A 26034-nucleotide genomic window follows, 5' to 3' on the forward strand; every position below is an offset into this window, starting at 1 on the left:
AATCAGCTTTCCGGTACGAGGAAGATCGCTGCCAGCGGCGGAATGGTCAGGCTCAGCTCGGGCGTGGCGCCCTCCGAGGCGCGGACCTCGCCGATATTGCCGACATTGGTGCCGCCGTAATGGGAGGAATCCGAGTTGAATACCTCGTGCCACTTGCCCGCGAACGGCACACGGACGCGATAGTTGCGATAGACGTTGGGCGAGAAGTTCAGGACCACGAGGCAGCGCGCGCGCGCATCGTTGCCCTTGCGGATCCAGCCGAACACATTGTTGCTGGCGTCGTCGGTGATGACCCATTCGAAGCCGGCCTGATCGCAGTCGAGCTCGTGCAGCGCCGGCAGCGCGCGATACAGCCGGTTGAGGTCGCGGACCAGGTTCTGGATGCCCTTGTGCTTGGGTTGATCCAACAGATGCCAATCGATCGAGTAGTCGTGATTCCACTCGCGCTCCTGGCCGAATTCACAACCCATGAACATCAGCTTCTTGCCGGGATGCCCGAACATGAAGCTGTAATAGGCGCGCAGGTTCGCGAAGCGCTGCCAGTCGTCGCCGGGCATGCGGCCGAGGATCGAGCGCTTGCCGTGCACAACCTCGTCGTGGGACAGCGGCAGGATGAAGTTTTCCGAGAAGGCGTAGTGCAGGCCGAACAGGATGTCGCCGTGATGGAATTTGCGGTGGATGGGATCCTTGCCGATGTATTTCAGCGTGTCGTGCATCCAGCCCATGTTCCACTTGTAGCCGAAGCCGAGCCCGCCATATTCGACCGGACGCGACACCTGTGGCCACGCGGTGGATTCCTCAGCCGCCGTCGTCGCCTGGGGAAAATGCGCGAATAGCTCGGTGTTGAAGCGGCGCAGGAAGTCGATCGCCTCGATGTTCTCGCGGCCGCCATATTTGTTCGGAATCCAGCCGCCGGCGGGGCGGCTGTAGTCGAGATAGAGCATGGAGGCGACGGCATCGACGCGCAGCCCGTCGATGCCATAGCGGTCGAGCCAGAACAGCGCGTTCGACACCAGGAAGTTGGTGACCTCGGTGCGCCCGTAATTATAGATCAGCGTGCCCCAGTCGAGGTGCCGGCCCTGCAGCGGATTGGCGTGCTCGTAGAGCGCGGTGCCGTCGAAATTGCCGAGGCCGTGCGGATCGTCGGGGAAATGCCCGGGGACCCAGTCGAGCAGCACGGCAAGTCCGGCACCGTGGCAAGCGTCGATCAACGCGGCGAAATCATCGGGCGAGCCGAAACGGCTGGTCGGGGCGAACATGCCGGTCGGCTGGTAGCCCCAGGAGCCGTCGAACGGATGCTCGGTGATGGGCAGGAATTCGATATGGGTGAAGCCCATGTCGCTGGCGTAGGCCGGAAGCTGCTCCGCCATCTCGCGATAGGTCAGCCACTCATTGCGGCCCTTGCGGCGCCACGAGCCGAGATGAACCTCGTAGATCGACATCGGCGACGTCAGCGCGTTGACGCGATCGGGCGCCGGGCGCGGGTGCGGGATCCTGCGCTCGTCGATCACGATCGAGGCGGTCTTCGGCCGCACCTCGGCGGCGAACGCCAGCGGATCGGACTTCAGCGGCAGATGCTGGCCGTTGCGCCCGATGATCTCGAACTTGTAGTGGTCGCCGACGCGGGCGCGCGGGATGAACAGCTCCCAGTAGCCTGGGCCGCGCACCCGCATCGGATGCCGCCTTCCATCCCAGAAATTGAAGTCGCCGACCACGCTGACCCGCCGTGCATTCGGCGCGAGCACCACGAAGCCGATGCCGTCGACGCCGTCGAGCGTCATCGGATGGGCACCAAGCGTGTCGTAGACGCGCAGATGCGTCCCCTCGCCGAGCAGATAGAGGTCGAAATCGCTCAGGATCGGCGGAAAGCGGTAGGCGTCCTCCAGTTCGACGACGTTGTCGCCGAAGCGGGCACGGAGCTGGTAGCGCGTCGAACCGTTCGGCAAGGGACCCGCGAACAGGCCGGCGTCATGGATTTTGGCCAGCGGCGCCGCCTCGCCATGCTCCCCGATCGCCTCGACATTGCTGGCATCAGGCAGGAAGGCGCGCACGACGTTGCGATCCCCCTCGGCGTGGAGGCCGAGATAGTGGAACGGATCGGAGTGGCGGCCCTCGATGATGGCATAGGCCTCGGCGGGCAGTTTGGTCATGCAACCTCATGCGGCTGTTGGGCCAGGAGTCTCAACAGGCCAGTCAGTGGGACGCGGAGCCAATCCGGGCGGTTGGCCAACTCATACTCGATCTCGTAGAAGGCTTTCTCAAGCAGGAAAAAGTTGAGCAGGCGATCGGCCGCCCTGGCGCCGGCGGGCCACAGTCGCTGGCCGGCCGTGGTCTCGCGATAGGCCGCCAGCAGGGCATCCGCGGCCTGGTCGCGCCATTCGGCCAAAGCGAGCCTCAGCCTGCCGCTCTCGTCGGGGGCGACCTTGAGTGCCCGTTCCAGCGCGGCGGTCGCCGCATAATCGATCGAGCGGATCAGGCCGGCGACGTCGCGCGCCGGCGGCGCCTTGCGCCGCCGCTCGGCGATGGTGCGACCCGGCCCGCCGTCGAAATCGATGATGAAGACGTCGTCCTTGACGACCAGCAACTGGCCGAGATGCAGGTCGCCATGATGGCGGATGCTGAGCCCGTCGGTCTCGCGCGGCAGCAGCGCCTTCAGCCGCTCCGGCAGCAGGTCGTGCTGGGCCTGCAACTGATCGGCCAGCAGCCGGTCGGCTTCTCGCAGGGAGCCTCGCCGCTGCTTCAGCGTGTCGAACACGCGTTCGGCGCGCGCCATGATCTCGTCGCTCCAGCGCTGCAGGTCTTCGGGCCTGGTCGGTTCGGGCGCGAAGTCCGGCAGGTCGCGGTTGCTGGCGAGCGCGATGTGCAACTCGGCGAGACGCTTTCCGCTGTGCGACATGTGCCACAGATAGGTGGCCTGATCGCCGTTCTCCTCCGGATGTTCGCTCGCCGCCAGCAGGCGCTGCCGCTCGACGAGGCGATCGAGGTGCGCAGCGGCCACGGTCCAGAGATCGCCCTGGTTGACCACCATGGTGTGCAGCACTGCGATCGCGCTGCGATTGTCACCCTCCACCAGTTCCGATGTGCCGAGCAATGCGGGTGTGTTGGGGAAATTGACCACCTCGGTGAGGAAGCGGCCCATCTCGATCTCCGGATTGATGCCGACCTCGAGCTTCCGGTAGATCTTGGTGACATACTCGTTATCGACCAGCGCGGTCGAATGCGGCTGATCGTTCTCGAAGACGCGAATCCGCTCGGGCTGCCGCACCGGGCGGTCGGAGAAGCGGCTGGTCGGCCGGAATTCGAGCTTCAGGCCCTGCTCGCCCTCGTCGACCGTGAGGTTCTCCCTGAGATTGCGCAGGAACAGGCCGGTGAAGATCTGGTCGGTGGCGACATCGAGCAGCGTGCCCTCGCGCGCGCCCTGACGGACCGCGGCAAAGGCGCGCGGGTTGTAGCGCTCGCGGTCGAACCGCACCCATTCGATCTGCATCGGCAGCACGTAGCGGCTGGTGGTGCCGCGCTCCGTGGTTTCGAAGAAGATCAGCCAGGGCCGGTTGTCGCCGATGTCGCAGAACGGGATCGCCGACACCAGCGTCGGCTGGATCGCCTTCGCGGAATGCTCCGGGTACCAGCGCGTGCGGGCAAGGTGGCCGGGCAGCACGTCATGCTCGAACACGCCGCGCTCCCGCGCCAGCGACGTCCAGGTCGAACCGAGCGGCACCACCAGCGTCTCGAATTCCGGCACCGCTCGCGGCTTCACCGGCTCGGACTTGTCGCGCTCCTGCAGCTGGAACCAGTAGAAGCCGTAAGGCGCCAGCGTGATCATGTAGGGCAATTCGCCGATCGCGGGGAAGCGCGTGCGTCCGAGCATCTCGAGCGGAATGCGGTCCTTGAAGGCGGAGAGGTCGAGCTCGGTGGCTTGCGCCGAGCGCGACAGATTGGCGACGCACAGGATCGCCTCGCCCTGGTACTGCCTGACATAGGCGAGCACCGAGCGGTTCTCGGGGCGGATGAAGGTCATGGTGCCGCGCCCGAAGGCAAGCGTCGACTTACGCACCGCGATCAGCCGCTTGGTCGCCGACAGCAGCGACGACAGGCTGCGCGACTGCGCCTCGACATTGACGGATTCGTAGCCGTAGACCGGGTCCATGATCATCGGCGCGTAGAGCCGCGCGGGGTCGGCGCGCGAGAAGCCGCCGTTGCGGTCCGGCGACCATTGCATCGGCGTCCGCACGCCGTTGCGGTCGCCGAGATAGATGTTGTCGCCCATGCCGATCTCGTCGCCGTAATAGATGATCGGCGTGCCGGGGAACGACAGCAGCAGCGAGTTCATCAGCTCGATCTTGCGCCGGTCATTGTCCATCAGCGGCGCAAGGCGGCGGCGGATGCCGACATTGATGCGGGCGCGCGGGTCGTTGGCGTAGGTCGACCACAGATAGTCGCGCTCGACGTCGGTGACCATTTCCAGGGTCAGCTCGTCGTGGTTGCGCAGGAACAGCGCCCACTGCGCAGCTGCCGGAATGTCGGGCGTCTGCCTGAGGATGTCGGTGATCGGAAAGCGGTCTTCCTGCGCGATCGCCATGTAGATGCGCGGCATCAGCGGGAAATGATAGGCCATGTGGCATTCGTCGCCATGGCCGAAATATGCCTGCACGTCCTCCGGCCATTGATTGGCTTCGGCCAGCAGGATCTTGCCCTTGGCATAGGCGTCGAGCTCCTGGCGCAGCCGCTTGATGATGGCATGCGTCTCCGGCAGGTTCTCGTTGTTGGTGCCGTCGCGCTCGCACAGATAGGGAATGGCGTCGAGCCGGAAGCCGTCGACGCCGGTGTCGAGCCAGCGCTTCATCACCTGCACGATGGCGCGCACCACGCGCGGATTGTCGAAATTCAGGTCCGGCTGGTGCGAGAAGAAGCGATGCCAGTAGAACTGGCCGGCTTCCGGATCCCAGGTCCAGTTCGACTTTTCGGTATCCGTGAAAATGATGCGGGTATCGAGGTATTTCTGGTCGGTGTCGCTCCAGACGTACCAGCTGCGCGCGCTCGAATTCGGCGGGCTGCGGCGCGCGCGCTTGAACCAGGCGTGCTGGTCCGAGGTGTGGTTGATCACGAGCTCGGTGATGACGCGCAGGCCGCGCCGCTTGGCCTCCTGGATGAAGCGCTTGAAGTCCTTCATCGTCCCGAAATCGGGATTGATGTCGCCATAATCGCCGATGTCGTAGCCGTCGTCGCGGCCGGGGGAGGGATAGAACGGCAGCAGCCACAGCGCGGTGACGCCGAGCTCCTGCAGGTAGCCGAGCTTCTCCGTCAGGCCTGTGAAATCGCCGATGCCGTCATTGTTGCTGTCGGCGAACGCCTTGACGTGCAGCTGGTAGATGATGGCGTCCTTGTACCACAGCTGGTCCGCGGTCTCGGTCGCGACCTTCACCTCGCTGTCGACGGAGGAAAATACGTTCATGGCGGCTCCTTCAGGCGACACAGCGCAGCAGCAACGCGGGATCGCGCGCAGGATCTAGATGCAGGCGGATGCCTCCCCATTCGAGCGCATGACGCGCGCCGGTGACAAGGTCTTCCACGGCCGTGACGGGGCGGCGGGCATCGCCGCGGCCGACCATGACGTCGCCGAGCGGAAGCCAGACGTCGCGCGGCTCGGACGACAACGCAACCGCGGCCGCGATCACATTGCCCTGATCGGCCGCCTCCTTGACGAAGCCGATCACGCCGCCGTCATCGACATTGATAAAGCGCAGACTGGCGAATTGTTGCAGGGCCGGATTGCCGCGTCTGATCTGGTTGAGGACCGCGATATAGGGCTTGATGTTCCCGACCCGATCCCAGTCGCGAACCCTGATCTCGTATTTCTCGGAGTTGAGATATTCCTCGCGGCCGGGCACCGGCGTGTGCTCGAGCAATTCGAAGCCGCTCGTGATGCCGTAGCTGCCTGAAAGCGTCGCGGCCAGCGCGAGACGCGACTTGAACATCCAGGATTCGCCGCTTTGCAGGTGGAAGGGCAGGATGTCAGGTGTGTTGACGAAGAAATTCGGCCGAAAGAAGTCGCGATCGGGATACGAGATCAACTCGCCGAGATACTGTTCGAGCTCGGAGCGCTGCGTGCGCCAGGTGAAGTAGGTATAGGACTGCGTGAAGCCGAGCTTGGCGAGACCCTTCATCAGTTTCGGCCGCGCGAAGGCCTCCGAAAGGAACAGCACCTCCGCATCGCGGTCCTGTACCTCGCGGATCAGCCACTCCCAGAATGCCAGCGGCTTGGTGTGCGGATTGTCGACCCGGAAGATCTTGACGCCCTGTTCGACCCAGAACAGCACCACATCGCGCAGCGCGCGCCACAGCGCCGCCGCGTCCTCGGATCCGAAATCCGGACTGACGACATCGTCCCAGCGCTGCGGCGCATGTTCGGCCGTGCGTATCGATCCGTCCGGGCGCCGTTTGAACCACTCCGGATGCTCGGTCAGCCAGGGATGATCGGGCGAGCATTGCACGGCGAAATCGAGCGCGACCTCGAGGCCGTGGGCCCGGCACGCCGCCAAGAAGGCGCGGAAATCGTCGAGCGTGCCGAGCTCCGGATGCACGGCATCGTGGCCGCCCTCCGCAGCGCCGATCGCATAGGGGCTGCCGGGATCGCCGGGCTGCGCGATGGCGGCATTGTTGCGGCCCTTGCGATGGGTCCGCCCGATCGGGTGGATCGGCGCCAGCAGCACGACGTCGAAGCCCATCGCCGTGATATCGGGCAGCCGCGCGATGCAGTCGTTGAAGGTTGCGTGCACGCCCGGTGTCCTGCCCTGGCTGCGCGGAAACATCTGGTACCAGGCGCCGCTGCGCGCCCGCGGCCGGTCCGCGATGAGGGGATAGAGCTGCGATCGTACCAGGTCGCGGCGAAACTGGCTGCCGGCCATCGCCTCCCGCAATTCGGGTGCGAGCAGCGCGCCCGGCTCGCCGGTCTGCAGGAAGATCTCGCACTGCCTGATGATGATTGCGGCCGCGGCCGGGCCACCGGCCTGCGCCCGGGTCAGCATGCCCGCGCCTTCGACGGCATCGAGCGTGTGGTCGCCGCCGTCGCGCTGCTTCTGCTCGAAGCGGTGCCGCCAGCTGGCGAATTCGTCGGTCCAGGCCTCGATCGCGAAGCTGTAGCGGCCGGGTCGGTCGGGCACGAAGGCGCCGCCCCAACGGTCATCGCTGTGCGGCGTCATCGGCGCGTGTTGCCATTCGCCGTCGCCTTCGTGCCGCCACACCAATGCCGCCGCGATCACATCATGTCCATCGCGGTAGATGTCGGCCCACACCTCGACGGGTTCACCGGCGATGCGCTTGACCGCAAAGCGGCCGCCATCAACCGATGGATAGACATCGGTAATATGAAAAGTGCTGTTGGCACTCTCGACAGGCCGGGCGGTTTTGTTCACGGTGATGCCGCCATTGAATAGGCAAATGAAGTCCCGGCGCCGGGAAGGAGGCACGCCAGACCCATATAGAAAGCCGCTCGCCGGGCAATGGTTCCCGGTGGGAACGCCGGATAGGGTAGAGCGTTGAACATCAACTATCCCTTTCCCGTATCTGTACAATTTAGCAACGATCCCAATACCGTTGCGAGCAGGCAGCGTGCCGAATGGACCTTTACGCCAAAGCCCAGACCCTGGGAATCCAGACCGAGTATATCGATGGTAGCGGTCACCGCCGTGTGACAACCCCCGAGGCGCTGACGGCGATCCTCGCGGCGTTGCCGCCCCAGACGCCGCAGCGGATGATCGCCGATCCCGTGGTCGTCAGAGGCGGCCATGGCGGACAGACGCAGCTCTCCGAGACGGCCCGGCTTCCGGTGCAATGGAAGCTCACCAACGGCACTGCGGTGCTCGCGCAAGGCGAGGCGCATGAGCGCAGTGTGACATGGCCGTCCGGCCTGCCCGAGGGCGTGCACCGGTTGCAGCTGACGGACGCATCGGGCAGCGAGGAGCTGCCGCTTCTGGTGGCGCCGGACGGCGCATTCGGCGGCGCGTTCGACCGCTGCTGGGTGATCGCGGTCCAGCTCTATGGCGTGCGGTCCGCGCGCAACTGGGGCATCGGCGACTTCACCGATCTGCAGGGCTTGCTCGAATTCGCCCATCGGCTCGGCGCCGACGGCATCGGGCTCAATCCGCTGCACGCGCTGTTCGATGATCGGCCCGGCGATTGCAGCCCATACTCGCCGAACAGCCGGCTGTTCCTCAATGCGCTCTATATCGACGTCGAGAAGGTTCCCGAATTCCGCAACGATCCGGAGACGCAGGCCGCGCTGGCGCAGCTCCGCAGCCGTGACATGGTCGACTATGTCGGTGCCGCGACGCTGAAATGGCCGGCGCTGCGTGCGGCCTTCGCGGCCTTCAAGGCCAATCCCGGCCTCGGCCGCTGGCAGGATTTCGAAGCCTATCGCAAGGAGCAGGGCGTGCTGCTGTCGCGCTTCGCCTGCTTCGAGGTGATGCGGCACAAATTCAACACGCCGTGGTGGGAATGGCCGGACGAGTGGCGGCAGCCCGATGATACGGCATGCGCGAAATTGCGCCGCGCGCGCGACACGGCCATCGAGGTCGAGTTCGTCGAATTCGTGCAATGGACCGCGGACCGGCAGCTCGGCGCCTGCCAGGCGCTCGCGCACAAGCTCGGCATGCGGGTCGGGCTCTATCTCGACGTCGCCGTCGGCGTGCAGTCGGATGGCTTCGACGCCTGGAATGAGCAGACCGCGATCTCGCGTCATCTCGGCGTCGGCGCGCCGCCGGACCCGCTCAACACCGCGGGCCAGGACTGGGGGCTTGCCGGCTTCAATGCCGCGGGCCTCGAGCAGCGCTCGTTCGAGCCGTTCAGGCAGATGCTGCGCGCCTCGATGCACCATGCCGGCGCGATCAGGCTCGATCATGCGTTCGGGCTGAAGCGGCTCTATCTGGTGCCGCGCGGATTCGGTCCGGCCAACGGCGCCTATGTGCTGATGCCGTTCGAGGCGTTGCTGGCGGCGACCGCGCAGGAGAGCACGGCAAACCGCTGCGTCGTGATCGGCGAGGATCTCGGCACCGTGCCTCCGGGCTTCCGCGAGCAGATGAACGGCTGGGGCATCTGGTCCTATCTCGTAATGATGTTCGAGACCGACGACCAGGGCCTATTCCGCAACGCCGACTACTATCTGCCGAACGCGCTGGTGACGTTCAACACGCACGACCTGTCGACCTATGCCGGCTGGCGCTCGTTCAGCGACCTCAAGACCAAGCGCGCGCTCGGGATCGATCCCGGCGAGACCGACCAGGGGCGCTGGGATGCGCTCGGCCATCTCGACGACGTGCTGCGCCGTCACGACATCCACCACAATGATTTCTATTCGGTGGTGAACTTCATGGCACGGACGCGGTCGCGGATGATGGCGGTCTCGATGGAGGATTTGCTCGGCATTGCCGAACAGCCGAACATCCCGGGCACCGTCTACGAGCATCCGAACTGGAAACGGCGGCTGCCGGTCTCGATCGAGCATCTCGCGTCGGCGATCGACATCGACGCGCTCAAGCGTGCAACCCGCGAGCGGTCGCACGCAGGCTAACGCGGAGCATGGCGCGTGGCCTCTCGTATCGAAGACTATGGACTGATCGGCGATTGCGAGACCGCAGCACTGGTCGGCCGTGACGGCTCGATCGACTGGCTGTGCTGGCCGGCGTTCGATTCCGACGCCTGCTTCGCGGCGCTGCTCGGCACGTCACGCAACGGCCGCTGGCTGCTGGCGCCCGCCGGCGAGATCAGGCAGACCTCCCGCCGCTATTGGGACGATACGCTGATCCTGGAGACGCGGTTCGAGACCGAGGACGGCGTGGTCGCGCTGATCGACTTCATGCCGCCGCGCGGCAATGCCTCCGACGTGGTCCGCCTGGTTCGTGGCATCAGTGGCCGCGTCAAGATGCACATGGAGCTGGTGATCCGCTTCGGCTTCGGGGTCGATGTCCCCTGGGTGAAGAAGAACCCGGACGGCGAGGGGCTGCTGGCGATCAGCGGGCAGGACATGACCGTGCTGCGCACCCCAGTCAAGACGTCGGGCAAGGACCTGACCACGATCGCCGATTTCGAGATCGGCGAGGGCGACACCGTGCCGTTCGTCCTGACATATGGTGCGTCGTATCAGCCGGTGCCGGAGCCGATCGACCCCGAGGCAGCGCTGAAGGACACCGAGGCATACTGGAAGGAATGGTGCAGCCGTTCCACCTATGACGGCAGCTATCGGCGCGACCTCGTGATGCGCTCGCTGATCACGCTGAAGGCGCTGACCTTCAGGCCGACCGGCGGCATCGTCGCGGCACCGACCACGTCGTTGCCGGAAAAGCTCGGCGGCGCGCGCAACTGGGACTACCGGTTCTGCTGGCTGCGCGACGCCACCTTCACGCTGCTGGCGCTGATGAATTCGGGTTACACCGAGGAGGCGGCGGCCTGGCACAATTGGCTGCTGCGGGCCGCGGCCGGCGCTCCCGCCAACATGCAGATCATGTACGGCATCCGGGGGCAGCGGCGCCTCTTGGAATGGGAAGCCGGATGGCTGCCCGGCTATGAGGGGGCGCAACCGGTCCGCGTCGGCAATGCCGCACATGCGCAGCTGCAGCTCGACGTCTACGGCGAGCTGATCGACGCCTTCCACCAGTCCCGCATGGCCAAGCTGAAGCTCGATGATGAGAGCTGGTCGCTCGAATGCACCGTCGTCGCTCATCTCGCCGACGTGTGGGACCAGCCGGATCACGGCATCTGGGAGCGCCGCGGCACTCCCAGGCACTACGTGTTCTCCAAGGTGATGTGCTGGGTCGCCTTCGATCGCGCCATCAAGAGCGCGGAGCGGTTCGGCTTCAAGGGACCGTTGGTCAAATGGCGGGTGCTGCGCGAGGCCATCCATCGCGACGTCTGCCGGCAGGGCTTCGATCCTGGTCTCAACAGCTTCGTCGAGAGCTATGGCTCAAAGCTGCTCGACGCCAGCCTGCTGCTGCTGCCGTCGGTCGGCTTCCTGCCGCCGGACGATCCGCGCATCCGCGGCACGATCGCGGCGGTCGAGCGGCACATGATGCGCGACGGGTTCGTGCTGCGGCACGATCCGCGCGAGGTGTCCGACGAAATCCAGCCGATCGAGGGTGCGTTCCTGGCTTGCAGCCTGTGGCTTGCCGACGCCCATGTGCTGGCGGGAGATCTCGACAAGGCGCAAACCGTGTTCGACCGTGTGGTGGCGGTCGCCAACGATCTCGGGCTGCTGGCGGAGGAGTTCGATTCCGGCGCCGGCCGGCAGACCGGCAACTTTCCGCAGGCGCTGACCCATATCGCGCTGATCAACACGGCGCACAATCTCAGCGCCGCCAGGGCCGACGCCGAGAAGCCGGCAGTGCAGCGGTCGACCTGATGGTGGTTTAAAGCGGGATGAGTTTTGGTTGAATCGGCTTGGCGCGGTCTTGTTTCACCTCTCCCCGTCGGGGAGAGGTCGGATTGGGCCTGGCGATGCGAAGCATCGTCCAGAGCAATCCGGGTGAGGGCTCTTGCCCTCTCGATAGACCGTAACCCCTCACCCGATTTGCTGCGCAAATCGACCTCTCCCAAGGGAGAGGTGAACCTTCGACGCCGTTCTAGCTCAACCTAATCTCATCATGCCTTAACGGCACATCGTCAGCACCGTGTCCATCGCGCGCGCGAAACCGTTGTGCTCGTTGGTTTCGGTGACATGGGTGGCGCGCGCCTTCACGTCGTCGCTGGCATTGCCCATCGCGAACGAGACGCCGCTTCGCGCGAACATCGGCAGATCGTTCTGCATGTCGCCGATCGTGGCGACATTCTCCAGCGACACGCCGAGGCGTTTCGCGATGCCCTCGACGAAGGTGCCCTTGTCGTGGCCGGGCGGGGTGACGTCCAGATAGTAGGTCTGCGAGCGGACCGCGGTCGCATCATTGCCGACCATCTGCTGCATCTCCGCCTCGCAGCGCTGCAGCAGGGGCGCATCCGAGCTCGCGCCGACGATCTTGCAGGCCTGGTCGAGATAGGGCGTGAAATCGCTGACGATGGTCGGATCATGCTTGATCGCGCGCCTTTCGTGCGCGTTGTACTCGCCGTCAGGTTTGCGCGTCAGCCAGCGGTCGTTGGTGAACAGCCAGATATCGACGCCGCGCTCGCGGAGCAAATCGATGCTGCGTTTGGCGACGGCAGGGGGGATCAAATGCTGCTCGATCGGCTTCAATTGCGGATCGACGATCGAAGAGCCGTTGAAGGCGCCGATCGGCAGCGTGATCGCGAGCGGCGCGACCAGGAAACCCATCCCGATGGTCGGCCGGCTCGAGACGATGGTGAAGCCGATACCGGCCTCATGCAGCCTGCGCACCGCGGTCATGGCGTCGTCGGTCAAGGTCTTGTCCTTGGTGAGCAGCGTTCCGTCGACGTCGGATACGACAAGAGCGATGCGGGTCATGAGCGGTCCAACCTCAGTTGACTGACAATGTCTTCGACGATGGTGTCGACCGAACGGTCGATCGCAACCGTGATCGGGCGTTCGTCGGGCGTCGGCGGCTCCAGCGTCTTGAACTGGCTGGCGAGCAGGCCCGGCGGCATGAAATGGTCCTTGCGCCCGGCGAGCCGCGTGGCGATCAGATCCTGCGTGCCGTCGAGGAAGACGATGCGGATATCGTCGCGGCCGTGCACCAGGATGTCGCGATAGGCGCGCTTCAGCGCGGAGCAGGCGATGACGGCCCGTTCGCGGACGCCGCAGGTGCGGTCGATCTCATTGGCGATGGCGCGCAGCCAGGGCCAGCGATCCTCGTCGGTGAGCGGCTGGCCGGAATGCATCTTCGCGACATTGCTCGGCGGGTGAAAACTGTCACCGTCCTCGAAGCGCCAGCCGATCCTGATCGCGAGGCGGTCGGCGATGGTGCTCTTGCCCGAGCCGGAGACGCCCATCACGACCAGTGCGCAGGGGTTTTGCCCGTCACCCAAGAAAGTCACCCAAGAAGATCATCCACGAAAGTCCTCCGGCAGCGCGGCCTGATCGATCAGCCAGACGGTTTCGCCCAGCGATCGTGCGCGGTTTGCCGGCAGGTTCTCGCCTGCGAACAGGCGCGTCAAGATCGCGCGCTTGTTTTCGCCCGCGACCTCGAACAGCATCTCGCGGCAGGAGGCGAGGGCAGGCAGGGTCAGGGAGACCCGCGGCACGAACGGCTCGACATTGGCCTTGGGCACCCCGACCACCCAGCGCTGGGTTTCCTCGACCGCGGGGAAGCCGGGAAACAGCGAGGCGGTGTGGCCATCGGGCCCGATGCCCATCAGCACCAGGTCGAACAGCGGCCGCCTCGGATCGAACTGTTCGGCGCCGTAGAAGGCCATCAGCTCGTTCTCGTACAGCGCCGCACTGACGTCGGGATCCCTGAGATCGGCGGTGTCGGTTGCGATCGGATGGACATTCGCGGCCGGGGCGCAGCGGTCGAGGAAGGCCTGGCGCGCCATGCTCATATTGTGCAGTGGGTCCTTGCGCGGCACCAGGCGCTCATCGCCGATGAACCAGTCGATGCGATCCCACGGAATCCTCCGGCGATAGTCCGGCGTCGCCAGCAGCTGGTAGAGCGCCTTGGGGCTGGAGCCGCCGGTGAGGCAGATCGCTATCCGGCCGCTGTTCTGGTCGGTCCTGGCGATCACCCGTTCGGCGGCGGTCTGCGCCAGTGCGGCCGGATCGGCGACCGTGATGATCTTGCGCTCGCCGCTCGCGGTCATGGTCAGCCCAGCTTCCGCCAGCTGCGGCCGTCGCGCGTCAATAGCGCGTTGGCGGCCTCCGGGCCTTCGCTGCCGGCCTTGTAGGGTTGCAGGCCACGCCCGCCGGCAGTCTTCCAGGCGTCGAGGAAGGGCTGCACCGCCTGCCATCCGGCCTCGACGCTGTCGGCGCGCTGGAACAGCAGATTGTCGCCGATCATGCAGTCATAGATCAGCGTCTCGTAGCCGGTCGACGGCTCGGCCTTGAAGTAGTCCTTGTAGCGGAACTTCATCTCGACGCCGTCGATGTTGATGGCCGGGCCAGGCACCTTGGTGTTGAATTGCAGCTCGATGCCTTCGGTCGGCTCGGTCGAGATGACCAGGTAGTTCTGCGACAGGCGGTCGACCGCGGTGTCGCGGAACATCGCGAACGGAGCCTGCTTGAACTTGATCGCGATCTCGGTGCGTTTGCTGGTCAGCGCCTTGCCGGTGCGCAGGTAGAACGGCACGCCGGCCCAGCGCCAATTGTCGATCGTCAGCTTCAGCGCGGCATAGGTCTCGGTCGAGCTGTCGGGCCTGACGTCCGGTGTCTTGAGAAAGTCCTCGATCTCGGTGTCGCCGATCCGGCCGCCGCGATACTGGCCGCGCACCGAATTGGACAGCGCCTCCTGCTCGCTCTGGATCTGGATCGCGCTCAGCACCTCGGCCTTCTCCGAGCGCACCGCATGGGCGTCGAAGCGCGCCGGCGGCTCCATCGTCACCAGCGACAGCAGCTGGAACAGATGGTTCGGCACCATGTCGCGCAGCGCGCCGGTGGCATCGTAGAAGCTGCCGCGATGGCCGACGCCGAGTTTCTCGTCGACGGTGATCTGGATGTGGTCGATATGGTTGCGGTTCCAGATCGGCTCGAACATGCCGTTGGCAAAGCGCAGCACCAAAATGTTCTGGACGGTTTCCTTGCCGAGGTAATGGTCGATCCGGTAGATCTGGTGCTCGTCCATCAGCTTGAGCAGCGCGGCATTCAGCGCCCTGGCCGACGCCAGATCGGTGCCGAACGGTTTTTCGATGATCAGCCGCCGCCAGGCGCCGTTCTCCTCCAGCATGCGAGTGCGTCCGAGCTGCTCGCTGATCGGCAGGAAGGCGCTTGGCGGGGTCGCGAGATAGAACAGCCGGTTGCCGCCGGTGTCGCGCGCCTTCTCGAGCTTGTCGAGCCGTGCGTTCATGGCATCGAACGAGGCGGGATCGCGCGGATCGGCCTCGATCGCGGTGACGCATTCAAACAGCCGCTTCGCGATCGCCTCGTCGACGGGGCGGGTGGCGAACTTGCGTAGCCCCTGCATCAGGCTGTCGGTCAGCTGCTCGCTCGACATGCCCTTGCGGACAATGCCGACGACGCAGAATTTCTCCGGCAGCAGATTGCCGGCGGCGAGATTGTAGAGTGCCGGGATGACCAGCCGGTGTGTCAGATCACCGGTGGCGCCGAAGATGATGAAGGAGCAAGGATCTGGTTTCTTCTGCACGTGACCTTCCGCGGTTCGATTTAAGCCTTCTTCGGCGGCTCCTTGTGGCCGCCAAACCCTGCGCGCATCGCCGAGAGGATCTTCTCGGCGAAGGTGTGGTCCTTGCGCGAGCGGAAGCGGGTGTAGAGCGCCGCCGTCAGCACCTCGGCCGGCACCGCCTCGTCGACCGCGGCGTTGACGGTCCAGCGGCCTTCGCCGGAATCCTCGACAAAGCCGGAGTAGTTGTCGAGCGTGTGGTTCTGTGCCAGCGCCGAGGCGGTGAGGTCGAGCAGCCAGGACGGGATCACGCTGCCGCGCCGCCAGACTTCGGCGATGTCGGCGATGTCGAGATCGAAGCGATGCTCCGCCGGCAGCGCCTCGATATTGGCGTTCTTCAGGATGTCGAAGCCTTCGGCATAGGCCTGCATCAGGCCGTATTCGATGCCGTTATGGATCATCTTGACGAAGTGCCCGGCGCCGATCGGACCGGCGTGGATGTAGCCCTGTTCGATCCTGACATCGCGGCCCTCGCGGCCGGAGGTGCGCGGGATGTCGCCGATGCCGGGTGCCAGCGTCTTGAAGATCGGATCGAGCCGGTCGACGACGGGCTTGTCGCCGCCGATCATCATGCAGTAACCGCGCTCGATGCCCCAGATGCCGCCGCTGGTGCCGACGTCGACATAGTGCAGTCCACGCTCCCGCAGCGCCTTGCCGCGGCGGACGTCGTCCTGCCAGAAGGTGTTGCCGCCGTCGATGATGACGTCGCCGGGCTGCATCAGCTTCGACAGCGCCTCGATGGTGGCTTCGGTGATCTTGCCGGCCGGCAGCATCACCCAGGCGGTGCGCGGCGCTTCCAGCTTGAGGACGAAATCCTCCAGCGACGAGGAACCGGTGGCGTTGTCGGCGACGAGCGCCGCGACCGCCTTCGGATCCTTGTCGTAGACCACGGTGGTGTGACCCTGGGTCATAAGGCGGCGGACGATGTTGCCGCCCATCCGCCCGAGGCCGATCATGCCGAGTTGCATTGCCCGCCTCCGTCAGTTCAGTGCGGCCGAGATTGCGGCATCGAGTGCCGCAAGCCCGGAGGTGAGGTCGCCCTTGAGGTGAACGCGCAGCGCCCGCCGGCCGCGCTCGGTGAGCACGTCGAAATCACCGCGCGCCTGGGCCGACTTGATCACGCCGAAGCTCGCCTTCTGGCCGGGTACGGCCAAATCCTTGCTGTCGTCGGTCGTGACCTGCAGGAACACACCGCTGTCGGGCCCGCCCTTGTAGGCCTGTCCGGTCGAATGCAGAAAGCGCGGGCCGAATTCGGCGCAGGTCGCAAGGTGTTTTGCGTCGCGTACCTTGAGCCGCATCGCCTGCATGGCGTCGATGGTGTCGCCATCGCGCTCGATGTAGGCGAGCAGGGCGAGATAGTCGCCACGGCCGGAGCGCGACAGGTGGGCCTTGATCCAGGAATTGAGATCGCCATTGGCGCCGGCCTTGCGCAGCTCCTCGGCGTTCTGCGCGTCGGTATAGAGATCGACGTCGGCTCCCGACACCACCGGCTGCTCGGCCGGCAGCGATCCGGTCTTCTCGAACGCCGCGGTCAGCTCGCGCGTCTTGATCTTGGCGGCCTCGACGTCGGGCTGGTTGAACGGGTTGATGCCGAGGATCGAGCCTGCCACCGCGGTTGCGATCTCGAACCGGAAGAACTCCTGGCCGATATGGTCGATCGATTTCATCACGATGCGAACCACGGGATGGCCGGCGGCTTCGAGCGCGGCGAGCTTGGCCTCATGCGCGGCATCGGTCTCGCCCTCGGTGCGGAGGTCGACGAAGAAGCGGTCGTTGCCGTAGACCGCGGCGTCGCCGATGGTCTCGCCCTCGATCGGGATCAGGCCCTTGCCGTCCTTGCCGGTCGATTCCGCGATCAGCTGCTCGGCCCAGGCGCCGAAATCGGCGACGTCCGGGGAGGCGAAGATCGTCACCTTGTCGCGGCCTTCGAGCCCGGCGAGGCCCATCGCCAGCCCGAGCTGGACGCCCGGGTTTTCCTGCGGCGGCACGTCGGCGCCGCAGGAGCGCACCATGGCGAGCGTATGGCCGAGCAGGCTGCGGACGTCGATGCCCGCGGCCGCGGCCGGCACCAGGCCGAACGGCGACAGCACGGAATAGCGGCCGCCGATCGCAGGGTCGCCGTAGAAGATGCGGGCAAAGCCTTGCTTGATCGCGACCTTCTGCAGCGACGAGCCGGGATCGGTCACCGCGATGAAGCGATGGCCGGCCTTGTCCTTGCCGATCGCCTTGGCGACCCGGTCGAAGAAATAGTCCTTCATCACGTTCGGCTCGGTGGTGCCGCCGGATTTGGAGGAGACGATGAACAGCGTCTTGGCGATGTCGACATACTCCTCCATCGCGCGCACCTGCGCCGGATCGGTGGAGTCGAGCACATGCAGCCGCGGGAAGCCGGACTTGTGCGGGAAGGTTTGCGCCAGCACCTCCGGCCCGAGGCTCGATCCGCCCATGCCGAGCACGACGGCGTCGGTGAAGTTCTGTCCCTTCACGCGCTTGGCGAAATCCTCGTAGTCGGCGACGTCGGCGGTCGCAGCGCTGGTCAGCCAGCCCAGCCATTTGTCCTCGTCATCGTCGGTCCAGACCGACTTGTCCTTGTGCCAGAGCCTTCGGATCTTGGCCGATGTGCGCCACTCCTCGGTGCTTTTCTCGACCGCCTTCTCGATGCCGGCGCCGAGCGCAAGCTTCTGGTGGTCGATGCCGCCGCCGAGCGAGGTCGCGCGCTTGTGGGCGACCGCGCCGTACAGCTTGTCGGCGGCGTCGGCGAACAGCTTGACGCCGTCCTTGACCAGCTCCTCGGTGATCGCATCGAGCGAGATGCCGGACCTCTCCAGCTCTTCCAGAACGTGGCGGGCGTCCTCGACATTCTCCTCGAGGCTGTCGCGGACCTTGCCGTGGTCGCGGAAGGCATCGAGCGTCGCCGGCGGCACGGTGTTGACGGTGTCGGGGCCGATCAGCTCCTCGACATAGAGCACGTCGCTGTAGTCCTTGTTCTTGGTGCCGGTCGACGCCCACAGCAACCGCTGCGGCTTGGCGCCCTTGGCCGTGAGCTTGTCCCAGCGCGGACCGGAGAACAGGCGCTTGTAGTCCTGGTAGGCGAGCTTTGCATTGGCGATCGCGACCTTGCCCTTCAGGGCGGCGAGCCGCTCCTTCTCGGACGGGTCGTTGGCGCGTGCGATCTTCTCGTCGAGCTGCTTGTCGACGGCAGAATCGATGCGGCTGACGAAGAAGCTGGCGACGCTCGCGACATGGGAGGGATCGCCGCCCTTGGCGACGTACTTCTCCAGGCCCTTGAGATAGGCTTCCGCGACCTGGCGATAGACCTTCTGCGAAAACAGCAGCGTGATGTTGATGCTGATGCCTTCGCCGATCAGATACTCGATCGCGGGCAGGCCCTCCGGCGTCGCCGGCACCTTGACCATCAGGTTCTTGCGGTGGACGTCCTTCCAGAGCCGCTCGGCTTCCGCGATCGTGCCCTTGGTGTCCATCGCCAGATAGGGCGACACTTCGAGGCTGACGAAGCCGTCGCCGCCATGGCTCTGGTCGTAGACCGGGCGCAGCACGTCGGCGGCATGTTGGATATCCACGACGGCAAGGTGTTCGAACAGGTCGGCGACCGAGCGGTCGCCCTTCTTGAGGGCCTGGCCGATCGCCCCGTCATACTCGTCCGAGCTGCCGATCGCCTTCTCGAAGATCGAGGGGTTTGACGTCACGCCTTTGACGCCGTCGGTCTCGATCAGCCGCTTCAGGTCGCCGTTGGCGACGAAGCCGCGGGCAAGGAAGTCCAGCCAGACGGCCTGGCGGTGATTTTCGAGTGCTTTGACGGGGTTCATGGGTGCCTGTTCTCGTTCGATCGAGGGTCGATTTTTGGGTTCCCGGGCAGCTTTCGGGGGCGGAGGCGGATTGTCAACATGACTGGGGGCCCGGGCGGAATATCAGCATTCCCAAGGGATAACGCCATTCACAACAGTTCGATCCCCTCGGACGCGGGTGCGAGCAGACCCCGATCTCGGCACATTTTTATGACGCGTTGCGGGCGCGCGGCCGCGCGTCAGGGCCGCAGGTAGAGGTAGCCCTGGGATTGCAGCTCGGCGAGGCGGACCACGCCGCCGCGCTCGGCGGCGACGAAGCCCGGGAGCAGGTCGGCGAGGGTGATGTTCTGCGATTTCATGGTGTTGCCGCAGGCGGCGAGCTCGATCCCGTCCTTCCTGAACTGCCCGACATGCTTCGACAGGTCGGGATTGGCGGTCGCCGAATGGAACGCTTTCAGCGCCTGGCCATGCACCACGAGCGCGATCGTCACATTGCCGGGACCGCCGACGCCGTCGAGATGGTTCTGGATGCTGCCGATCACGAAATTGACCTTGCCGAGGTCGTCGAGGTGATAGACCACCTTCAGCTTTCCCGGTGGTGGGGTCTCAGTAGCGGCGTTCGCCCGTGACGTTGCGAGGGCAGCGCCGATCGCCGAGAGCGTGCCCCACAGGATGCTGCGTCGGTGCATGGCGTCCCTCGCGCAATGATTGTCGACCGGCGCAAAACCTATCACTTGTGGCGGAGCGCAGCGAGTTCCTTGCGGTCGGTCACAAGTTCGGCGCATTCGCTCAAGTCCGCACGATCGACGCGAAATATCTTGTCGTCGGCGCCGGCGAGCAGCGCCTCGCCCGCATCGTCGTCGGGCTTGTTGCGATTCCACACCACGATGCGGCCAAGGCGCGCGATCGCGGATTTGTCGTCCTTCGACAGCGCCACGGTGATACCGCCGCCCTCACAATCCACGCTGCATTCGAAGCGTATCTCGTGTCCGGTTTCGGTCGCGAGCGCGTGGTTGCAGTAGCCGCTGGAGTCGAAATTGCCGGGGCGGTGGCGGTAACTGACGCCAAGCCGGAACGAGTAGTTGGTGGCTTTGTCCTCCGGCGCATCCTCGCCGGCGACGAGCAGCTTCATCGCGCTGACCTTCTGCTTCGGATGCTGCGCCAGATGATTTGCATCGTATCGCCGCACGAAGCAGGCATAGGCTTTCGCGCCGGGCGGGCCTGCGAACATCCTGTTGTCGAAGGCGGCCGCCTTGGCCTTGTCGACGCCTTCCTGCGCCTGAACGGTTAACGCCGCGCCGGCGCAGGCTGCGGCGACAAGTGCGACAACAAGGAACGTCTGCTTCATGACCGCCTCGGGAATAGCCCGCGCCTCCAAGGTGTCATCTTTAATGCGCGGCAATGGTGCCGCGTGGAACTGCGCGGGCTCGTTGCCTTAGTCGCGGCGACAAGGAGGCACGTTCAACCTCGTCTGACAGATTGTTCATGCGAGTCTGTGACGTGCGCATCTTGACGCCAAGGCTGGACAGTCACACCTTTTCAGGGAGGCCAACGTTCATCGCCGGACGGGGAAGTTGCCCCGCTTGGATGTCCGCTTCGGAGCCTGGGCCCCGGTAAACCACGGATGTGGCGAGGGGGTTACAGACACCAAAAACAAGGGGATATTGATGAACCATTAAGCTTCCTGCCTGTTGATAAGGCAGAGGCTGCACGCGCCGTGCATTGCCGAAATGAGTCGGTCGAGTGTCCAATGGACCCAGCGTGCCGACGCTGATTCGATCCTAGGACGCTCTGGTTACGACTCGTGTCAGTCGTGCGGCGATACATATCGTGGAGAGAGGGATCATGTACAACGATTCTTTGTTCAACGCCTTCGCAAGGTCGTTTGAAGCGCGAAGCCAGACCGACATGTCGATGGCCGAGTATTTGGAGTCGTGTCGAAGTGACCCGATGCGATACGCCAATGCGGCCGAGCGGTTATTAGCGGCAATCGGTGAGCCCCAGATGATCGACACGGCCAAGGACCCACGCCTTGGCCGTATCTTTTTGAACCGTACGATCAGGTCGTATCCAGCCTTCGCCGGCTTCTTCGGCATGGAGGACACGATCGAACGCCTCGTCGGCTTCTTCCGTCACGCCGCACAGGGCCTCGAAGAGCGCAAGCAGATCCTCTATTTGCTCGGACCGGTCGGTGGCGGCAAGTCGTCGCTCGCCGAGCGCATCAAGGCGCTGATGGAAATCCATCCGATCTACGTGCTGAAGGCGGGTGACGAGCTGTCGCCGGTGTTCGAGAGCCCGCTCGGGCTGTTCGACCCCGAGCAGCTCGGACCGATGATCGAGGAGAAGTACGGCATTCCGCGCCGCAGGCTCAGCGGGCTTATGTCGCCCTGGGCCTACAAGCGGCTCGAAGCCTTCGGCGGCGACATCTCGCAATTCCGCGTCGCGCGCATCCAGCCCTCCCGGCTGCGCCAGATCGCGGTCGCCAAGACCGAGCCTGGTGACGAGAACAACCAGGACATCTCCTCGCTGGTCGGCAAGGTCGACATCCGCAAGCTCGAGACCTACGCCCAGAACGACCCCGACGCCTACAGCTATTCCGGCGGCCTCAACCGCGCCAACCAGGGCGTGCTCGAGTTCGTCGAAATGTTCAAGGCGCCGATCAAGATGCTGCACCCGCTGCTGACGGCGACGCAGGAGGGCAACTACATCGGCACCGAGAACATCGGTGCGATCCCGTTCACCGGCATCATCCTCGCGCATTCCAACGAAGCCGAGTGGCAGAGCTTCAAGACCAACAAGAACAACGAGGCCTTCATCGACCGCATCTGCGTCATCAAGGTCCCGTACGTTCTGCGGGTGACCGAGGAGCAGAAGATCTACGAGAAGCTGATCCAGACCTCCGAACTCGCCGCCGCGCCATGCGCTCCGGCGACGCTGGAGACGATGGCGCGCTTTTCGGTGATGTCGCGGCTGCGCAAGCACGAGAACTCGACGCTGTTCGGCAAGATGCGGGTCTATGACGGCGAGAGCCTGAAGGAATCCGACCCGAAGGCACGCAGCGTCCAGGAGTACAAGGACGCGGCCGGCGTCGACGAGGGCATGGACGGCGTATCCACCCGCTTTGCCTTCAAGGTGCTGGCCTCGACCTTCAACCATGACACCACCGAGGTCGGCGCCGATGCGGTGCACCTGATGTATGTGCTGGAGCAGGCGATCCGCCGCGAGCAGCTGCCTGACGAGACCGAGAAGCGCTATCTCGAATTCATCAAGGCCGATCTCGCGCCGCGCTACGCCGAGTTCATCGGCAACGAGATCCAGAAGGCCTATCTGGAATCCTACGCCGACTACGGCCAGAACCTGTTCGACCGCTATGTCGACTACGCCGATGCCTGGATCGAGGATCAGGACTTCAAGGATCCCGACACCGGCCAGCTGATGAACCGCGAACTCCTGAACCAGGAGCTGACCAAGATCGAGAAGCCGGCCGGCATCGCCAACCCGAAGGACTTCCGCAACGAGGTCGTCAAGTTCTCGCTGCGTTCGCGGGCGCACAACAATGGCAAGAACCCGAGCTGGACCTCCTACGAAAAGGTTCGCGACGTGATCGAGAAGCGGATATTCTCGCAGGTCGAGGATCTGCTTCCGGTGATCTCGTTCGGTTCGAAGAAGGACGGCGAGACCGAGAAGAAGCACGGCGAGTTCGTCGAGCGGATGGTGGAGCGCGGTTATACCGAGCGCCAGGTCCGTCGGCTCGTCGAGTGGTACATGCGGGTGAAGCAGGCCGGCTAGTGCGCGATCCGGAAAGCCGGCAGCGGCTTTCCGTCTCGTTCGGTCCCGTCCAATAAGAATGCGATGCGACATGATCGCATCCGGCGCGAGGCAGATGCAACGTGGTCATGCATATCGTCGATCGGCGGTTGAACCCGGGTAGCAAGAGCCTGGAGAACCGGCAGCGCTTCCTGCGGCGCGCCAAGGCGCTGGTGCAGGGAGCTGTCAAGAAGTCGTCGCAGGACCGGGACATCAAGGATGTCCTGGAGGGCGGCGAGGTGACGATCCCGCTGGACGGCATGGACGAGCCGCGGTTCCGGCGCGAGGGCGGCACGCGCGACATGGTGCTGCCCGGCAACAAGAAGTTCGTCGAGGGCGACTGGCTGCAGCGGCCGAACCAGAGCGGTGCCAAGGGCTCCGGCGCTGGCGAGGGCGACAGCGAGGACGCCTTCCGCTTCGTGCTCAGCCGCGAGGAGTTCGTCGACCTTTTCCTCGACGACCTCGAATTGCCCGACCTTGAAAAGCGCAAGCTCGCGGAAACCGAGAGCGAGGGCCTCCGGCGCGCGGGTTATGCGACATCGGGCTCGCCCGCCAACATCTCGATCAGCCGCACGGTGAGCCGGGCGCTGGCGCGGCGTGTGGCGCTGCGCCGGCCGCGCAAGGACGAGATCGAGACGCTCGAGGCCGAGCTTGCGGAATGCGAGGACGATACGCGCCGCCGCGAACTGCTGGCGCTGCTCGAAGCGCTGAAGGCCAAAGTCAAGCGCATCCCGTTCATCGATCCGATCGACATCCGCTACCGCCGCTTCGAGACGGTGCCGAAGCCGGTGGCGCAGGCCGTGATGTTCTGCCTGATGGACGTCTCAGGCTCGATGTCCGAGCACATGAAGGATCTGGCAAAGCGGTTCTACATGCTGCTCTACGTGTTCCTGAAGCGGCGCTACAAGCATGTCGAGATCGTGTTCATCCGGCACACCGACCGCGCCGAGGAAGTGGATGAGGATACGTTCTTCCATGGACCGGCGTCCGGCGGCACGCTGGTGTCGAGCGCGCTGGTTGCGATGAACGACATCGTCCGCACCCGCTTCCGTCCCGCCGACTGGAACATCTATGCGGCCCAGGCTTCGGACGGCGATAACATGACGTCCGACAGCGGGGTGACCGGGCATCTCCTGACTGACAAGATCCTGCCGGTCTGCCAGTTCTTCGCCTATCTCGAGGTCGGCGAAGCCGCCAACTACACCTTCGACATGCCCGACTCCTCGCTGTGGACGCTCTATGAGCGGCTGCGCAACGAGGGCGCGCCGCTGTCGATGCGCAAGGTGAGCGAGCGCGGGGAGATCTTCCCGGTGTTCCAGGACCTGTTCAAGCGCCGCAGCAAGCAGCAGGAAAGGGTTTAGCGTAATGGGTTCTTCCGACGGACGGCTGTTCGAGGGTGCCGACTGGGATTTCCAGACGCTGCAGCGGGTCCACGACGCCTGCGAGCAGGTCGCGCGCAAGGAACTCGGGCTCGACGTCTATCCCAACCAGATCGAGGTGATCACCGCCGAGCAGATGCTCGACGCCTATTCCTCGGTCGGCATGCCGCTGTTCTACAAGCACTGGTCGTTCGGCAAGCAGTTCGCCTTCCAGGAAGCCTCCTATCGCAAGGGCCTGATGGGCCTCGCCTATGAGATCGTGATCAATTCCTCGCCGTGCATTTCCTATCTGATGGAGGAGAACACGGCGACGATGCAGACGCTCGTGATCGCTCACGCGGCGTTCGGGCATAATCACTTCTTCAAGAACAACTACCTGTTCAAGCAGTGGACCGACGCCGACGGCATCCTCGACTATCTCGAATTCGCCAAGGGCTACATCGCGGTCTGCGAGGACCGCCATGGCCGCGAGACGGTGGAGAGGACGATCGATGCCGCGCATGCGCTGATGTCGCATGGTGTCGACCGCTATCCCGGCAAGAAGACGCTCGACCTGCGGGCCGAGGAGAAGCGCGCCGGCGAGCGACGGCAGCACGAGGAAAGCGTGTTCAACGATCTGTGGCGGACGGTGCCGAACACCAAGGCCAAGAGCAAGGCCACGCTCACCGCCGAGCGCCGCCACGCGCTGCTTGGTTTGCCGCAGGAGAACATCCTCTACTTCCTGGAGAAGACCGCGCCGCGTCTCGCACCCTGGCAGCGCGAGCTCATTCGCATCGTGCGCCACATCGCGCAGTACTTCTATCCGCAGGGCCAGACCAAGGTGATGAACGAGGGCACCGCGACCTACGTCCATTACCGCATCATGAGCCGGCTGCACCAGCAGGGCCGGCTCACCGACGGCAATTTCCTCGAATTCCTGCAGTCGCACACCAATGTGGTGTTTCAGCCCGAGTTCGATGATCGCCGCTATTCCGGCTTCAATCCATACGCGCTCGGCTTTGCCATGATGCAGGACATCGAGCGGATCGTGAAGACTCCGGAGGACGAGGACCGCGCCTGGTTCCCCGATATCGCCGGCAAGGGCGACGTCGAGGGCGTACTGCGCGAGATCTGGAGCAACTACCGCGACGAGAGCTTCATCAACCAGTTCCTCTCACCGGCGCTGATCCGGCGCTTCCGCATGTTCCATCTGCACGACGACCCGGCCGAAAGCCAGGGCATCAAGGTCGATGCGATCCATGACGAGCGTGGCTACCGCAGGGTGCGCCGCGAGCTGGCGCGGCAATACGACGTCGGCTTCGTCGACGCCAATATCGAGGTCGTGGATGTCGATCTCGACGGCGATCGCCGCCTGATGCTGCGTCACACCACCGTGAAGGGCGCGCAGCTCAACGAGACCGACGCGCGCCGCGTGCTGCAGCATCTCGCCGATCTCTGGTCCTACGACGTCGCACTCACCGAACTCGACGGCACCGACAAGGTGCTGAAGGAATACGTCGTCAGCCCGCGCGCGGCTGCGGTCGCTGCCTGAGGCGTGCGCTCACGCAGCGATCAGTGCGCGGTGACCGTCGCGCGGAATGCGAGTCTTGCTTGGTGAACCTTCGCGTCCGTCGAAGGTTCGCATCATGAACATCCCGGCAACATTCCGATATTGAAAGCGCATCATGTTCCACGCGCGAACGTGATTGCCGGCATGCGTAAATCTCATTGCAGTCTTCTTGGCGATTGCCTGCGCGGGCGCGATTGATAATGTGCGCCGCGTCAAGAAAACCAAGA

General features: G+C 64.8%; 17 protein-coding genes. 5 read left to right on the plus strand and 12 right to left on the minus strand.

Translation table 11 applies throughout. The features are described from left to right. Window positions 1-2: 2 nt before the first annotated feature. The 3 genes from glgB to ACE10Z_RS12165 are packed head-to-tail and all read right to left on the minus strand — an operon-like array spanning window position 3 to window position 7412. Entirely contained in the window at window positions 3-2150 is a 2148-nt protein-coding gene (gene glgB, locus ACE10Z_RS12155) for a 1,4-alpha-glucan branching protein GlgB (protein ID WP_375788127.1), read from the minus strand. After that, complete coding sequence (gene treS, locus ACE10Z_RS12160; protein ID WP_375788128.1) at window positions 2147-5452, minus strand: maltose alpha-D-glucosyltransferase; 3306 nt, start codon at window positions 5450-5452, stop codon at window positions 2147-2149. Before treS ends, glgB begins: the two co-directional genes overlap by 4 nt. A gap of 10 nt (window positions 5453-5462) precedes the next feature. Next, the gene (locus tag ACE10Z_RS12165; protein ID WP_375788129.1) at window positions 5463-7412 is read right to left on the minus strand and encodes an alpha-1,4-glucan--maltose-1-phosphate maltosyltransferase; all 1950 of its coding nucleotides are present in this window, start codon (window positions 7410-7412) and stop codon (window positions 5463-5465) included. A 203-nt stretch (window positions 7413-7615) separates the two neighbouring features. Between ACE10Z_RS12165 and malQ the strand changes: the two genes are divergently transcribed. Next, window positions 7616-9565 (plus strand): 4-alpha-glucanotransferase, encoded by a 1950-nt coding sequence (gene malQ / locus ACE10Z_RS12170; RefSeq protein WP_375788130.1) that lies wholly within the window; start codon window positions 7616-7618, stop codon window positions 9563-9565. Window positions 9566-9580: 15 nt separating this feature from the next. Beyond that, complete coding sequence (locus ACE10Z_RS12175) at window positions 9581-11389, plus strand: glycoside hydrolase family 15 protein (protein WP_375788131.1); 1809 nt, start codon at window positions 9581-9583, stop codon at window positions 11387-11389. Between the two features lie 246 nt (window positions 11390-11635). On the opposite strand, the gene ACE10Z_RS12180 is transcribed toward ACE10Z_RS12175, so the two are convergent. The 8 genes from ACE10Z_RS12180 to ACE10Z_RS12215 all read right to left on the minus strand — a co-directional run bounded on the left by ACE10Z_RS12180 (window position 11636) and on the right by ACE10Z_RS12215 (window position 20420). Next, a complete protein-coding gene (locus ACE10Z_RS12180; protein WP_375788132.1) occupies window positions 11636-12442 on the minus strand; it encodes an HAD family hydrolase in 807 nt (268 codons plus the stop codon). Further along, entirely contained in the window at window positions 12439-12927 is a 489-nt protein-coding gene (locus ACE10Z_RS12185) for a gluconokinase (protein ID WP_375789815.1), read from the minus strand. The genes ACE10Z_RS12180 and ACE10Z_RS12185 overlap by 4 nt, the downstream gene beginning before the upstream one ends. Before the next feature lie 54 nt (window positions 12928-12981). Continuing rightward, window positions 12982-13734 carry a 6-phosphogluconolactonase gene (pgl, locus tag ACE10Z_RS12190; protein WP_375788133.1) on the minus strand — a complete coding sequence of 251 codons (753 nt, stop codon included), beginning with the start codon at window positions 13732-13734 and terminating at the stop codon, window positions 12982-12984. A gap of 2 nt (window positions 13735-13736) precedes the next feature. Beyond that, window positions 13737-15230: a glucose-6-phosphate dehydrogenase gene (zwf, locus tag ACE10Z_RS12195; protein ID WP_375788134.1), complete on the minus strand. Its 1494-nt coding sequence runs from the start codon at window positions 15228-15230 to the stop codon at window positions 13737-13739. Between the two features lie 20 nt (window positions 15231-15250). Next, window positions 15251-16234 carry a phosphogluconate dehydrogenase (NAD(+)-dependent, decarboxylating) gene (gnd, locus tag ACE10Z_RS12200; protein WP_375788135.1) on the minus strand — a complete coding sequence of 328 codons (984 nt, stop codon included), beginning with the start codon at window positions 16232-16234 and terminating at the stop codon, window positions 15251-15253. A gap of 12 nt (window positions 16235-16246) precedes the next feature. Next, entirely contained in the window at window positions 16247-19093 is a 2847-nt protein-coding gene (locus ACE10Z_RS12205; protein ID WP_375788136.1) for a bifunctional transaldolase/phosoglucose isomerase, read from the minus strand. Between the two features lie 218 nt (window positions 19094-19311). After that, the gene (locus ACE10Z_RS12210) at window positions 19312-19761 is read right to left on the minus strand and encodes a DsrE family protein (protein WP_375788137.1); all 450 of its coding nucleotides are present in this window, start codon (window positions 19759-19761) and stop codon (window positions 19312-19314) included. 41 nt (window positions 19762-19802) lie between these two features. Beyond that, on the minus strand, window positions 19803-20420 hold the full coding sequence (locus tag ACE10Z_RS12215; RefSeq protein WP_375788138.1) for a hypothetical protein: 618 nt from the start codon (window positions 20418-20420) through the stop codon (window positions 19803-19805). Between the two features lie 497 nt (window positions 20421-20917). On the opposite strand from ACE10Z_RS12215, the gene ACE10Z_RS12220 reads away from it, so the two are divergent. From ACE10Z_RS12220 to ACE10Z_RS12230, 3 genes are all read left to right on the plus strand, one after another. Beyond that, window positions 20918-22861, plus strand: coding sequence for a PrkA family serine protein kinase (locus ACE10Z_RS12220; protein WP_375788139.1), 1944 nt, complete (start codon window positions 20918-20920; stop codon window positions 22859-22861). Between the two features lie 107 nt (window positions 22862-22968). Continuing rightward, window positions 22969-24240, plus strand: a complete 1272-nt coding sequence (locus tag ACE10Z_RS12225; protein ID WP_298377106.1) for a YeaH/YhbH family protein — start codon at window positions 22969-22971, stop codon at window positions 24238-24240. A gap of 4 nt (window positions 24241-24244) precedes the next feature. Further along, window positions 24245-25789 (plus strand): SpoVR family protein, encoded by a 1545-nt coding sequence (locus ACE10Z_RS12230; protein WP_375788140.1) that lies wholly within the window; start codon window positions 24245-24247, stop codon window positions 25787-25789. 9 nt (window positions 25790-25798) lie between these two features. On the opposite strand, the gene ACE10Z_RS12235 is transcribed toward ACE10Z_RS12230, so the two are convergent. Then, window positions 25799-26032, minus strand: a complete 234-nt coding sequence (locus ACE10Z_RS12235; RefSeq protein ID WP_375788141.1) for a hypothetical protein — start codon at window positions 26030-26032, stop codon at window positions 25799-25801. Between the last annotated feature and the right edge of the window lie 2 nt (window positions 26033-26034).

Source organism: Bradyrhizobium sp. Pha-3 (assembly GCF_042258615.1).
Taxonomy (GTDB): domain Bacteria; phylum Pseudomonadota; class Alphaproteobacteria; order Rhizobiales; family Xanthobacteraceae; genus Bradyrhizobium.